This is a genomic window from Acidovorax sp. JHL-3 (assembly GCF_000526295.1).
Lineage (GTDB): Bacteria > Pseudomonadota > Gammaproteobacteria > Burkholderiales > Burkholderiaceae_C > Acidovorax > Acidovorax defluvii.
In genome coordinates this window covers 81,373-94,308 of the sequence record NZ_JAFU01000004.1, presented here as the reverse complement: position 1 = coordinate 94,308, position 12,936 = coordinate 81,373, and the positions used below count along the sequence as shown (strand labels likewise).

At 59.8% G+C, this 12,936-nt stretch carries 6 protein-coding genes; 1 reads left to right on the top strand and 5 read right to left on the bottom strand.

The window, feature by feature from the left end; genetic code table 11:
* Positions 1–14: 14 nt before the first annotated feature.
* The 5 genes from K226_RS0115740 to K226_RS0115720 form a co-directional block, all read right to left on the bottom strand.
* The gene (locus tag K226_RS0115740) at positions 15–1,364 is read right to left on the bottom strand and encodes an aminotransferase class I/II-fold pyridoxal phosphate-dependent enzyme (protein WP_024815699.1); all 1,350 of its coding nucleotides are present in this window, start codon (positions 1,362–1,364) and stop codon (positions 15–17) included.
* The gene (locus K226_RS0115735) at positions 1,364–8,968 is read right to left on the bottom strand and encodes a type I polyketide synthase (protein WP_024815698.1); all 7,605 of its coding nucleotides are present in this window, start codon (positions 8,966–8,968) and stop codon (positions 1,364–1,366) included. Before K226_RS0115735 ends, K226_RS0115740 begins: the two co-directional genes overlap by 1 nt.
* A 228-nt stretch (positions 8,969–9,196) precedes the next feature.
* Positions 9,197–9,616 (bottom strand): RNA-binding S4 domain-containing protein, encoded by a 420-nt coding sequence (locus K226_RS0115730; RefSeq protein WP_024815697.1) that lies wholly within the window; start codon positions 9,614–9,616, stop codon positions 9,197–9,199.
* Positions 9,613–11,025, bottom strand: a complete 1,413-nt coding sequence (locus tag K226_RS0115725; RefSeq protein ID WP_155886586.1) for a sensor histidine kinase — start codon at positions 11,023–11,025, stop codon at positions 9,613–9,615. Before K226_RS0115725 ends, K226_RS0115730 begins: the two co-directional genes overlap by 4 nt.
* 47 nt (positions 11,026–11,072) lie before the next feature.
* Complete coding sequence (locus K226_RS0115720; RefSeq protein ID WP_035242101.1) at positions 11,073–11,762, bottom strand: response regulator transcription factor; 690 nt, start codon at positions 11,760–11,762, stop codon at positions 11,073–11,075.
* Positions 11,763–11,876: 114 nt separating this feature from the next.
* Here K226_RS0115720 and K226_RS0115715 point away from each other — a divergent pair, with 114 nt between their 5' ends.
* On the top strand, positions 11,877–12,836 hold the full coding sequence (locus K226_RS0115715; RefSeq protein ID WP_024815694.1) for a tripartite tricarboxylate transporter substrate binding protein: 960 nt from the start codon (positions 11,877–11,879) through the stop codon (positions 12,834–12,836).
* The last annotated feature ends 100 nt before the right edge of the window (positions 12,837–12,936 follow it).

Below are 12,936 nucleotides of genomic sequence, written 5' to 3'. Positions count from 1 at the left end.
CAACGCGGATCCGTTTATAAACGGTTGGCTTCTTCGACCACAGCCTGTACCGTTTGACGAATCTGTTCTTCGGTGTGCTCACACGAGATAAAGAATCGCAGCCGCGCTGATTTCTCCGGGACTGCCGGATAGAGAATGGGTTGGACATTGATGCCACGCTCGAAGAGCGCTGCGGACAGGCGGGCCGTCTTGATGGAGCCGCCGATAATTGCGGGAATCACGGCCAGGCCAGTGCTGGTTCCGGTGTCAATGCCACCCGCACGGGCTAGTTCCAGAAAGAGTTGCCCACGCGCTTGTAGCGTCGTGACGCGCTCGGGCTCCTGCAGCATGATTTTCAACGCTGCCAGCGAGGCTGCCGCCAGTGGTGGCGACATGCCCACGCTATAGAGGAAGCCCGGCGCTAGAAACTTGAGGTGCTCGACCAAGGCGGTCTCCCCGGCGATGTAACCACCACAGCCTGCAAGCGCTTTGCTCAGGGTGCCCATCCAGATGTCAACGTCGCCGCCTTCGAGGTCGAAGTGTTCTCGAATCCCCAGACCGGTATTGCCCATCACGCCGAAGGAATGTGCTTCGTCGACCATCAAGAAAACCTTGTGCCTGCGTTTGATTTCGACAAAACGGGGGAGGTCCGGATAGTCGCCATCCATGCTGTAGATGCCCTCAAGCACGACCAGCACCTGTTCAAACTGGTGACGTTGCTCCAGGAGAATGGCGTCCAGGGCGGCCCAATCGTTGTGGGCGAAGGGAAGGCGCTTTGCACCCGAGAGGGCTATTCCTTGCAAGACGCTGTTATGGATGAGTTCGTCGTGCAGGATGAGATCCTTGGGGCCGAACAAATGGCCAATGGTTGTGACATTGGCAGCGTGTCCACTCACAAAAACGATAGCGTCGTCGACTCCGTAGGCCTTGGCGATTTCTTGTTCGAGTTCCCGATGAATCGGTCTTTCCCCGGACACCAGCCGACTGGCGGAAACGGAGGTGCCGTAATCGTCAATGGCCTTTTTGGCAGCGTCTGCAACCACTTTGTGGCCGGACAGGCCCAGGTAGTTATAGCTGGAGTAGTTGATGTACTCCTGGCCCCCGATGTGCGTGACTGCACCGGCGATTCCTTCATGCAGTTTGAAAAAAGGGCTGCCAATTCCCAGCCGTGCAGCACCATCATTGATGATGCGAATTTGCTGGTAGCCAGGATGGTGGCGAAAGCTATAGTGCTGCGGCGGAATGTTGACTTCTCCTGCCGACGGGTGGGCAAGGGGCGCAACACTGCTGCCATGTTCGGCTTGCCTGAGTCGGCGCTCGAGCGCCTGCTGGATCAGTTTGTCTTTGATCTGGGCGGTGAGGCCCGGAAGTCCTTTGCGTGTCATTAGCGGATCATCCTTGAGGCAGCACCCAGAGATTCGATATCTTCTGCCAGGCTGGCGATAGATTCGGCCGATGCCTCGGTTCCATGTTGTGCAAACAACTGTTTCGTATGGACCTGAATTTGACTTTCTTCAGGAGCGGCTTCCTGTTCGTCGCTGCCTTTGAGTTGCAGGCCTATGCGTTCCGACAGTTTCGCGATGGTTGGGCTTTGGCTGAGCGCCATCACCGACAGCTGGATACCGAAGCGCGATTCGAGCGCAACCACCAGTTCAACGCCCATGAGGGAGTCCAGTCCCATGTCGTAGATGGAGCGGTTGGGGTCGATTTTGTCGGGCGATACCCGCAAGATTTCTCCCACTTCACTTTTGATCATTTCGGTCAGGGCGGCGTGCAACTCGTCGACCGAGAGTTCTGCCAGAAGGCGTTGGATATCGCCTGAGTCTTCCTCGTCCGCGTCGCTGTCACCGGCATGCAAGGCCAGTTCACTGAACTTGGGACTTGCTGCGCTGGGCAAGAAACGTGACAGGGCTTTCCAGTCAAGCTCCATGACGCCCAGGCCGGAACGGTCTGCGGTCAGCATGCTTTCCAGCGCATCGAGGGCGATGGCGGAGTTGAGTGCAGATCCGCCCATGCGGCCCTGGAGTGCGTCCTTGATTTTTTCATTGCGGGCCAGGAACCCGACATCGTCGATCGCACCCCAGCGCACGCAGGTAGCAGCGAGTCCGTTGGCGCGCCTGTATTTCGCCAGCGCTTCGAGGCAGGCGTTGGCTGCCACATAGTTGCCTTGGCCCGGATTGCCAAACAAGGTGGTTGCCGATGAGAACAACACAAAGAAGTCCAGCGGTGTGCCGAGGGTCATTTCATGCAGGTGCTGCGCGCCCATCGCCTTGGGTGCGAGGACGCTGCGAATCTGATCCGCATCCATGTTGCGGATCAGTCCGTCATTGATGACGGTTGCGGCATGCACGATGCCTTTGAGGGGGGGCAGACTTTTGCTGATGTCGGCAAACAGACCCGCCAACGCTGTTTTGTTAGTAATGTCGCAGGCCGCAGCGTGCACCTTGACGCCTTGTTGTTCCAGCCGGGTGATGGCTTCCTTGGCGGTGTCTGAGCTGGGGCCGCTGCGGCTGATCAAGACAAGATGGCGGGCACCTTTGCTCGCCAGCCATTCGGCGGTTCGCAGCCCGAAACCACCCAAGCCGCCAGTCACCAGATAGGACACATCGTCGGCCAGTTCCATGGACTTTCGGGTCGTCGGGGCGGGCGTGTGAATGTGGTTGATGCCATTGTTGTAGGTCACGACGATCTTGCCGATCTGGCGTGCCTGCTGCATGTAGCGAAACGCTTCGACAATGTCATTGGCGTCGAAGACGTGGTAGGGCAGTGGGTGGAGCACACCTTCGGTAAACAAAGCCATGACCTCGGCGAACAGGCTGCGCGTAAGGTCGGGACGTGACTGCATGAGCTGGTCGGCATCGATGCCGAAATAGCTGATGTTGTTACGAAACGGACGCAACCCGATCTTGGTGTTTTCGTAAAAATCCCTTTTTCCCAGCTCCAGGAAGCGGCCAAAGGGCTTGAGCACCCGGAAGTTGCGATTGATGGCCTCGCCCGCGAGGGAGTTCAGCACCACGTCCACACCCTGGCCGCCGGTCATGGCCAGGATTTCATCGGAAAAAGCCAGGGTGCGCGAATCAAAGATGTGCGTGACCCCCAGCTGGCGAAGAAAGTCGCGTTTCTCGTCAGACCCGGCTGTCACGTAAATCTCGGCACCAATCCACTTGGCCAGCTGGATGGCCGCAATGCCTACGCCACCGGCAGCGCCGTGGATGAGCACTTTTTCACCGGGCTGCAGGCGAGCCAGGTAGTGCAGGGCGTAGTACACCGTGAAGAACGTGCTGGGGATGGTTGCCGCAGCTTCTAGCGAGATGTCCGGCGGTATGAGCGAGATGGCGCTGGCCTGGGTGACCACGCAGTTACCAAAGCTTGAGGGGCCAAAACCCACAACCAGATCGCCAGGGGCGAACCCACATGCCGGGTCGCCGACACGGCTTACAACACCCGAGAACTCAAGTCCCAGCGTTGGGCCGGCAAAACCGTTTTCAATTGCTTCGTCAGACAGCAGTCCGAGGGCATACATGACATCACGGAAATTGAGGCCGGTCGCACGGACGTCGACTTCGATTTCCGTATCCTTCGGTGCCAAGCGCGGGTGCGCTTCCCAGCGCAAATTGCGCAACTGGCCCGGGTACTGAAAGTCCAGGCGAATGGTGGGCGCTTCGATTTCATGACGCACTTGGGGCCGCGATTCAAGGCGCAAGCGCGGCACGAAGCGTGCACCGCTGCTGGTCAGGACGACTTCCTGTTCGCCGTCCGGTTGCTCAAGCTCCTGGGCCAGGGCGGAAACGACGGAGTCGACCGCCAGCATGCTTTCCATATCGACCAGGCGGACAGCACAGTTGGAGGCCTCGTTGATCAGCGTTCGGCCGAAGCCCCAGAGCGCAGCGTCCATCGGCGCAGTGGCCGTAGCGTGAGGCAGCAGATCGGTCGCGGCAGAGTGGGTCACCAACCAGCAGGTCGTGCTGGTCGAAGTCGACTCGCATGCCTGGATGATGCTGGCAGCCAGTGCGCATCGGGCCACTTGTTGGTTCAGAACTGCTTCGGCCTCGCTGGATTGATTGGAGATCCCCGCCAAATGAACAATGCCGTCGAGCTTTCCGTAACTGGTCGTGGTTTCGCGCAGCAACGACGCGATGTGAGCGGTGTCTCCAGGGACGGCTTGCACGACCAGGTCGCCCCTTTCCTGCAGTTGCTTGACCAATTGATCCGACCATTGCGCGGAAGGGCCCTCTTGGTCTGCAAACAAGATCCAGCTTCGCGGCGACCGCTTGCCGGCAGTCGCCGCCAGCTGTGCGGACGGTGACTGCTGGGAGAGCAGCAGATAGGGGCCAGACAGCGTATCTGGAGACAGTTCGAAAAGTTCTACACCGGAAAAGCCGAATTGCTGTAGCTCTTGCTGCCAGAAATGCACACTGCGCTGATTCGAGATCCAGCCACCGTTTTCTGTCGGTGACCAATTTTTGCGCTGCCCGCCAAAAACAAAATCAATCCAGCGTGAGATGTGTTGACCAATGACCACCAGCGAGCCGCCGGGTGCGAGGTTGGCACGCGCATATTCCAGTGCGCTGAGCGTTCCCTCAACGGTATCGAAGTCGAGTGTGAGGATGACGAGGTCGCAGCAGGGCACTGTTTCTGCGGGTTCGGCAGAAGAGCCAATCAAGTGCGCATCGATTTGTGGATATTGCTCTTTCAGCCTGGCTACATCTTCCATGGTAGCTGTCGAGGTGGTGGCAAAAACATAGTCGCCACAATTCGAATCCAGGGAAAGGCAGGCATCCGTTGCAAACAAAGGAAGACCTTCACTGATTTCCAGGAAGCGCAGGCGCCGGCCTTCGGGAAGCTCACGTGTTCCCAGGGCAATCAGCTCACGCAGTGTTTGTCCTATTTTTTGCTTGCTTTTGGCACCAAGCGCTTGGCGAGTGAGTGTGACCAGCGATGTCTCGCGCGGACAGACCTGTGCCAGCGTCAGGCTGCCGTCCAGCAGTGACTTGAGATGCCCCCCCACTCGACCGACTGAGTGAACGATCTGGAAATAGTCCGGGTAATCTGCCACCAGGCTGTTCCAGATGTCACCGGCGGAAGTTGTTTCATCTTGGTTGGGCAAGATTTCCCATCCGTCTGGGATGGCCGCGATGGTTTGATCGCCGCAGGCCAGATGCAGCAAATGCTCAAGATAAGGTGCAATTTCCGGGTTGGCAGTCTGGAGCGCCAGGACTTCTTGGGCGGATAATTTTTCACCATCCCCTGATATCAGCTGCAATGCCTCTCTGGTGAATTGGCTGCAAAGACTGTCGAGCAACGGATCAACTTCCTCAGAATAGCGGCGGTGCGATCCTGTGAGTGCCGCACGCCTGGCGAGATCTGCAACGGCCGAATGAACGCTGTCGAAGGCGAGCGCGGGCGCACCGTGTACTGTTTGGGCGTGCGGCTGGGGAATGCCATGGTAATCGAGAAAGCGCAGGTGATCCGCTGCATTTTTACTCAGGCGAACGCTGCGGAAACGGGCCTCCTTGACCGTCGCGATGGCCAACCCATTGGTGTCAAAAACAGTAAATTCAGCCGTCAGGGAGTGTGCGGTACGCCGCAACAGGGTGGCCCTGGCAAAACCGGGCGGTGCCTTGCTGGCGCGGAAGCTGAGTCGCCCGATTTTGGTAGGAATGAAGGTGATGCCTTCATGGAAACCCAAATCATCTTTCAGCAACTGGATGATGAGCTGGAACGTGCAATCCAGCAGGGCCGGATGAAGGTGTGAATTCTCCAGCTCGGCTTCGATGCTTTTCGGTATTTTGAAGACGGCCAGTGCGGAGCCGTCGATGACCCAGCCGCTGTCGATGCACTGGAACGCCGGGCCATAAGCAAGGCCGGCTGCCTGCGTAAGCGCCGCATGGCTTGTGTGGTTGAAATCTGGCTGACGCGTGGGCAATGCAGGGCAGTCCTGGCGCAGCATGCTGTCGCGTGGTTCACGCAATATGCGACCGACGGCATGCAAGGTCCACGAGTCCGTGTTGCCGACTTCCCGGCCTTTGATGGCAATGCTGCCGTCTTGTGGGTCGATGCTGAAGCGCACGAGCTTGGCGTGACCTTCGCCGAGCAAGAGAGGTGAACGGATCTCCAACTCCTCAACCTCCGCCAATTCGCCGGGGTGCGAGGCCAGGGCTGCGGCCAGTGCGAGTTCAGCAAACCCTGTTCCTGGAAACACGATGGCATCCCCGACCACATGGTCGGCCAACGCAGGATGGAGCTTTGTATCCAGCTGGTTTTCCCAGGTGAGTGCATGCTGCTGGAGCGGGTAACCCAGCAAGGGGTGGACTTTGCGCCGTTCGAGGAGCCCCAGGGATTGTGCCGTGACAGGGTGCCAGTGGCGTTCACGCTGCCAGGGGTAGTTTGGCAGTAGGACAAAGCGGCCCGGCTCGGAGAACAGCTGCAGCCAGTTGATATCCACGCCCGCAATCACGGCCTGGTTGCAGGCACCCCAGACTCGCTGAGGTGCATCGTCGCCACGGGCCAGGGTAGTGATGACCCGGCCCTCTGCTTCCAGGTCTTTCATGCAGTCATTGAGGTAGCTGCGCAAAACGGCATGCGGGCCGACTTCGATAAAGACGTTGATGCCATGACCCAGCATGGTCTTGACGGCTTGCTCGAACAGGACGGGCTTGCGGATGTTATGCCACCAGTATTGCGCGTCCAGTTCCGTGCCGCTGAGCAGGTTGCCGGTAACGGTCGAGTAGAACGGTGCGCGCGTTGCACCTGGCTGGAGCGCTGCCAGCGTTTCCCTGATGCCGGGTTCAATATCGTCCATGGCTGGACTATGGAACGCGTAGTCAAGCACCAACCGCTTATTGAAGACGCCGCGCCCGTTCAAAGCTGTCTCAAGTTGGGTGAGAAGGTCCGGGCTGCCGGCAATAGTCACACCACGTGAGCTGTTGATACCAGCAATGACCAAGGATCGCGCAAGCGCAAGTTCTTCGAGCAAGCGTTGAGTTTCTACATTTCCCAATCCCACTGCGGTCATTTCTCCATTGCCCTTGGTGGTTCCCTGCAGTCGGCTGCGGTGATAAATGACCTCTACGGCAGCCTCGAGGGTCAACGCGCCAGAAGCCCAGGCGGCAGCCACTTCGCCGACGCTATGACCTGCTACGGCAGTCGGCATGACCCCACGGTGGCGCAGCATTTGCGTGATTCCAACCTGCAGCGCAAACAGGGCGGGTTGTGCGATTTCTGTGTATTCGTAGCGGCCCTCACCGTTTTGGTTGGCCAGCTCGGCCTCCAGAGAGTAATTCGCATAGCGGCGAAAAATGGTGTCCACCTCTTTTACCGCTGCTTTGAATACCGGTTCCTTTTCTAAGAGTCGCCTCCCCATGCCTGACCATTGGGAGCCGTTTCCTGAATAAATGAAGGCTGGCCCGGAAGGTCTCTCCAAAGTTGACCCCGACTCGACCAAGGATGGTGTCGACGCATCATTGGCGAATTTGATCAGTTCCTCTGATATGTCAGCAGGTGTTGCGCCATAAACTATGGCTGAGTGTTCATGACGGTCTCTTCGAAATATCGCACTGAAGGCGATGTCATAGAGCGCAGATTGCGGCTGCCCTTGCACAAAGGCCGAAAACTCTCGTGCTGCATCTTTTAGTGCACTAGGTTCTTTGGCGGAAAGTATGAATGGCAGAACTCTGCGTTGGTTGGCTTCATGTGTCGTTGCTTCTGGAAATTCATGGCTTTCGAGAATGACGTGTGCGTTAGCGCCGCCGAAACCGAAAGAGTTGATGCCGACAATGATTTTTCCAGTTTTCTTGAGCCGCCGAGCTTCGGTCGCCACCTCAAGGTTCCAGTTGTCAAAATCAATCTTCGGGTTGAGGGTTTTGATTCCGATGGTTGCCGGCACAATCCGATGCTGAATGCAGTACAGTGCCTTCACTAATCCCGCTACACCTGAGGCTGCTTCGAGATGGCCCATATTGCTTTTCACCGAACCGATGAGAAGCGGATTGTTTTTCGGGCGTCGCTTGCCGAGCGCATCGCCGATGGCACGTGCCTCAATCGGGTCGCCAACCGCCGTGCCGGTGCCATGTGCTTCGACGTAGTCAATTTCGGTGGGGTCGATGCCGGCCTGACTGTAAGCTTGCTGCAGTAAAGCCGACTGGACCTTCGGGTTAGGTACGGTCAGTCCCGTTTTCCGGCCATCAGTGTTTACGGCTGAATTGGCAACAATAGCCAAAATTCTATTGCCGTCAGCTATGGCTTGATCGTAGTCCTTAAGAAAAAAAATCCCCCCGCCTTCAGATCGCACATAACCATCGCCGGAAGCATCGAAAACACTGCATCGCCCACGCCTAGAGAGCATGGATGCCTTAGAAAAGGTAATAAATCCATATGGATGAAGATGCAGGCTAACCCCACCAGTAAGCGCCTGGATGATCTCCCCTGAAAGTATAGAACGACACGCCTGGTGAAACGCCACCATGGAAGACGAACAGGCAGTGTCAATTGCCATGCTTGGGCCTTGCAAGTCGAGAGTGTAGGAGATGCGATTTGCTGCAATACTCGCAGTGTTGCCAGTTGCAACGGTTGAGTCAACGGCAGAAAGGTCATCTGCTAGACGATAGGAATAATCTGCGCTGGCAATTCCAATAAAGACGCCGCACTGGCTACCACGGATGGTTGACGGTTTTACTCCTGAATTCTCCAGAGCCTCCCAGCTCATTTCAAGCAACATGCGCTGCTGCGGATCCATCAGGGCCGCTTCACGGGGGGAAATGCCAAAGAATCCCGCGTCGAACATTGACACGTCTCCGACAGAGCCTGCTGCAAATGTATAGCTGCTGCCAGGATTGTTTTTTTCAGGATGACGGAACGTATCTTGCACCCATCGCGAAGATTCTACTTCCGTCACTAGATCGCGACCATCGAGCAGGTCTTTCCAGTATTGATTGGTATTGGTGCTTGGAAATCGGAAGGAAAGACCGATAATTGCGACGCGTTTTTTCATTTCTTTATGGACGGCAGACTATAAATGGTGGACATCAAAATTGATGTGCAACACGCCGAATTTCAGTGAACGAGGGAGGCGTGCTGCTAACTGTTGGCCACGAACCCCACGTTACACAGTGAGCCTGATCGTACATCGCGCTGACTCGCCCCCGCTTTGCTGGAGGCCTTTTCAAGCACGGGGCGGTTCAGAATGCCTCGGTGCCAGCACTGCGATTTTGCTTGGGTGTTACTCATCGATAGATGCGCTCCAGCGGTCGCCCCAGTTCTGGGCGCGGTCGATGTTGCGCCGGTCCCGTTTGGTAGGGCGTCCTTCCTGCAGCGTGGAAGCGGGCTCCGGTGCCAGTCGGCGTTGCTCGGCGGCTTTTTCCCGGGCGGCGATGCTGTCGGGTGTTTCTTCGTACAGCAGTTGTGCCACCGGGGCCGGGCCGCGTGCGCCGCTCAATCCCCGGACGAGCACGGTGCGTGCGACGACGCCCTGGCGCAAGGCCACGGTGTCGCCGCATCGCAGGTCGCGGGCCGGTTTGGCTTGCTGGCCATTGACGGTGACACGGCCCTTGCCGATTTCATCCGTGGCCAGGCTGCGGGTCTTGTAGAACCGGGCGCACCACAGCCATTTGTCCAGTCGCATTGTTGCAGGTGCATTCATGGGGAGGATTGTGCCGCGGCGGCGGCAGTGAGGGAACTTGCTGCAGGCGGGTTCAGTGGCAGGTGAACGATGGCGTCCAGCCCCGCCACACGGCCTGATTCCATGCGGTTGGTCAGCGCGATGCGGCCACCGAGCGCCTGAACGATCTCGTGGCAGATGGCCAGGCCCAGGCCGCTGCCGGTGCGTACGTCACCTGCAGAGAAGGGCTGGAAGAGGCGTGCGGCCAGTTCATCGTCGACGCCGCTGCCATGGTCGCTGATGCAAAGCACTGCCTGGTGATCGGCGCAGCGCAGGTCGACCGCCAGATCGCTGCCTTGCGGGGCATGGCGGATTGCGTTGTGCAGAAGATTGCGGGCCAGCTCGCGCAGCATCCATTCGTGGGCCGCTACCGTTGTCGGTTCGGTGTGGATGCCAAAGTCGAGGTCGCGCTGCGCGATCAGGGGTGACAGGTCCAGTGCCACGGCGCGCAGAATGTCATCGAACCGGTTTGGCGGCGGCGCGCTTTGCTGGCGCAGCTGCTCGACCTTGGCCAGCGCCAGCATCTGGTTGGCCAGTTGTGTGGCGCGGTCGACCGTGTCGCTGATCTCCTGCAGTGCTTGCATAGCCGGCACATCGCCGCGCAGGGCCGACTGCACCTGCGTCTTAAGCACGGCCAGCGGTGTGCGCAACTGGTGTGAGGTGTCGCGTACAAACCGTTTTTGGTGGCGCAGCAAGTGCTGCAGCCGTTGCATGACCTGGTTGGTGCTGTCGATGAGCGGTTGCAGTTCGCGGGGCGCAGAGCTGGCTGCGATCGGGCTGAGGTCGCCATCGGGTCTTGCCTGCAACTGCTGGCTGAGCTGGCGTACCGGTCGCGTGGCGCGCTGCACCACGATGACGACGGTCAGCGCGATCACGGCAATCAGCAGCGCCTGCCGGGCCAGTGTGTTCCACAGGATTTGCAGCGCCAGGGTTTCGCGCACTTCCAGGGTTTCCGCCACCTGGATGACCGCCATGCCGCGGCCATTGGCACTGGCCACGGGTTGCAGCAACACGGCCACGCGCACGTTCTCGCCGCGGAACTGGTCGTCATAGAAATCCACCAGCGCGGCATAGGGGGGGCGATCCGGAATGCGCCCGCGCCATGCCGCAAGTTCGGCAAATCCCGAGACCATTTCGCCCTGCAGGGTGGAGACGCGGTAGAACATGTGGCTCTGGTTGTCGGCCTCGAAGGCCTCGAGCGCGGCGTAGGGCACGATGGCCCGCAGTTGGGCGTCGTCGTCGTAGCCCGACACATCCAGCTGTTCGCTGATGGTTTTGGCCGATGCCAGCAAGGTGCGGTCGTAGGCGGTGTTCAGCGATGCCAGGGCCTGGCGGTACAGGCTGAACGTGTTGAAGGCGATGAACGCCACCACCGGCAGCAAGATGCCCATCAGCAGCCGCCGCCGCAGTGACGGGGCGCGCAACGCAGCGGGCCTTGTCACGTATCGGCCCTGAGCAGATAGCCCAGCCCGCGCAGCGTCATGAGGGTCAGGCCCGTGCCGGCCAGCTTTTTGCGCAGGCGATACACCACCACTTCGATGGCTTCATATTGCACGTCCAGCTGGCCAGGAAACACCAGTTCATAGAGGCGCTCCTTGGTGACGGCGTGGCCCGGTTGCACCAGCAGGGCATGCATCAGTGCCAGCTCACGGGGCGTGAGTTCCATCACCTCGCTGTTGCGGTACAGCGCGCCACTGTCCTTGTCGTAGCGGATGGCCCCGATCTGAACCGAGTGGCCTGCCGCTGGCGTGGGGTCTGCGCTGCGCCGGAGCAGGGCGCGCAGCCGTGCTTCCAGTTCGTCCAGATCGAACGGCTTGGGCAGGTAGTCATCGGCACCGGCATTGAGGCCTAGCACCCGGTCGCCCACGGTGCCGCGTGCGGTGAGGATCAGCACCGGCGTGCGCAGCCCGCGGGCGCGGGCCTGCTGCAGCACCTGCAGGCCATCGAGGCCGGGCAGGGTGAGGTCGAGCACCACGGCATCGGGCAGACGTGCGGCCCACTGGCGGAGCGCCGCCGCGCCGTCGCCCACGGCGGTGACCTCCATGCCCCGGCGCGCCAATGCGCGCTGCAGCGTGAGCTGCATGGTGGGGTCATCCTCGACGAGAAGCAATTGCATGCGCGGCACCATAGCACCGACCGCGTCCGGTCGTGGCATGGGTGTTTTCCCTGAGTCTGCGGACAGCCGTTTGACAGGCTGCGCGCGCATCATGAGGCGGTTCGCCAACCCTATAAGGAGACATCGATGCGTCGCGACACCTTTCTCAAATCCCTGGCCGCGCTGGCCGCTGCCGGGGCTCTTCCCCTGTCGGCCCACGCCGCCAGCGCCATCAAGATGATGCTGCCCGCCAACCCCGGCGGGGGGTGGGATTCCACGGGCCGCGCCCTGGGCAAGGCGCTGCTCGAATCGGGGGCTGCATCGTCTGTCACCTACGACAACAAGGGCGGCGCCGCCGGTGCGATCGGTCTGGCGCAGTTCGTCAACTCCAGCAAGGGCGACCCGAACGCCCTGATGGTGATGGGCGCGGTGATGCTGGGCGGCATCATCACCGGCAAGCCACCAGTGAGTCTGTCGCAGGCTACGCCGATTGCGCGGCTGACCAGCGAGTACAACGTGTTTGTGCTGCCCGCCAATTCGCCCTTCAAGAGCATGGCCGAGGTCATTGCCCAGCTCAAAAAAGACCCCGGCAGCGTGAAGTGGGGTGGCGGCTCGCGCGGCTCTACCGAGCACATTGCCGCTGCGATGATCGCCCGCGAAGTGGGCGTGGACCCGGCCAGGATCAACTACGTGGCGTTCCGGGGAGGTGGCGAGGCGATTGCAGCCATCCTGGGCGGCAACGTGACGATTGGCGGTGGCGGCTATAGCGAGATGGCCGAGTACATCGCCACCAAGAAGATGACGCCCATTGCCGTGACCTCAGGCCAGCGTCTCAAAAACTCCACGGTGCCCACGCTCAAGGAGCAGGGCATCAACGTTGAGATTGGCAACTGGCGCGGCGTGTATGCCGGCCCCGGCATCACGGCCGAGCAGCGCAAGGCGCTGACGGAGATGGTCGCCAAGGCCGTCAAAAGCAAGAGCTGGGCCGAATCGCTGCAGAAGAACGACTGGACCCCGGCCTGGATGGCGGGCGACGAGTTCGCGAATTTTGTGGACAACGAATTTGCCAGCCTGCGCGCCACCATGGTCAAGGCGGGCATGGTCTGAACCGTGCCCCTGCGCCGTGCGGCCGCCCGGTGGGCGCACGGCGGTTTTGTGTGCGATCACTGCAGTGCGCACCGTATTGCGCACGGTATTACGCGCTGTG

Bases quoted from the DNA above. Each gene is read 5' to 3' on its own strand.
- K226_RS0115740 (WP_024815699.1), bottom strand. From the start codon at position 1,364: ATGACACGCAAAGGACTTCCGGGCCTCACCGCCCAGATCAAAGACAAA.
- K226_RS0115735 (WP_024815698.1), bottom strand. From the start codon at position 8,968: ATGAAAAAACGCGTCGCAATTATCGGTCTTTCCTTCCGATTTCCAAGC.
- K226_RS0115730 (WP_024815697.1), bottom strand. From the start codon at position 9,616: ATGAATGCACCTGCAACAATGCGACTGGACAAATGGCTGTGGTGCGCC.
- K226_RS0115725 (WP_155886586.1), bottom strand. From the start codon at position 11,025: ATGGGCATCTTGCTGCCGGTGGTGGCGTTCATCGCCTTCAACACGTTC.
- K226_RS0115720 (WP_035242101.1), bottom strand. From the start codon at position 11,762: ATGGTGCCGCGCATGCAATTGCTTCTCGTCGAGGATGACCCCACCATG.
- K226_RS0115715 (WP_024815694.1), top strand. From the start codon at position 11,877: ATGCGTCGCGACACCTTTCTCAAATCCCTGGCCGCGCTGGCCGCTGCC.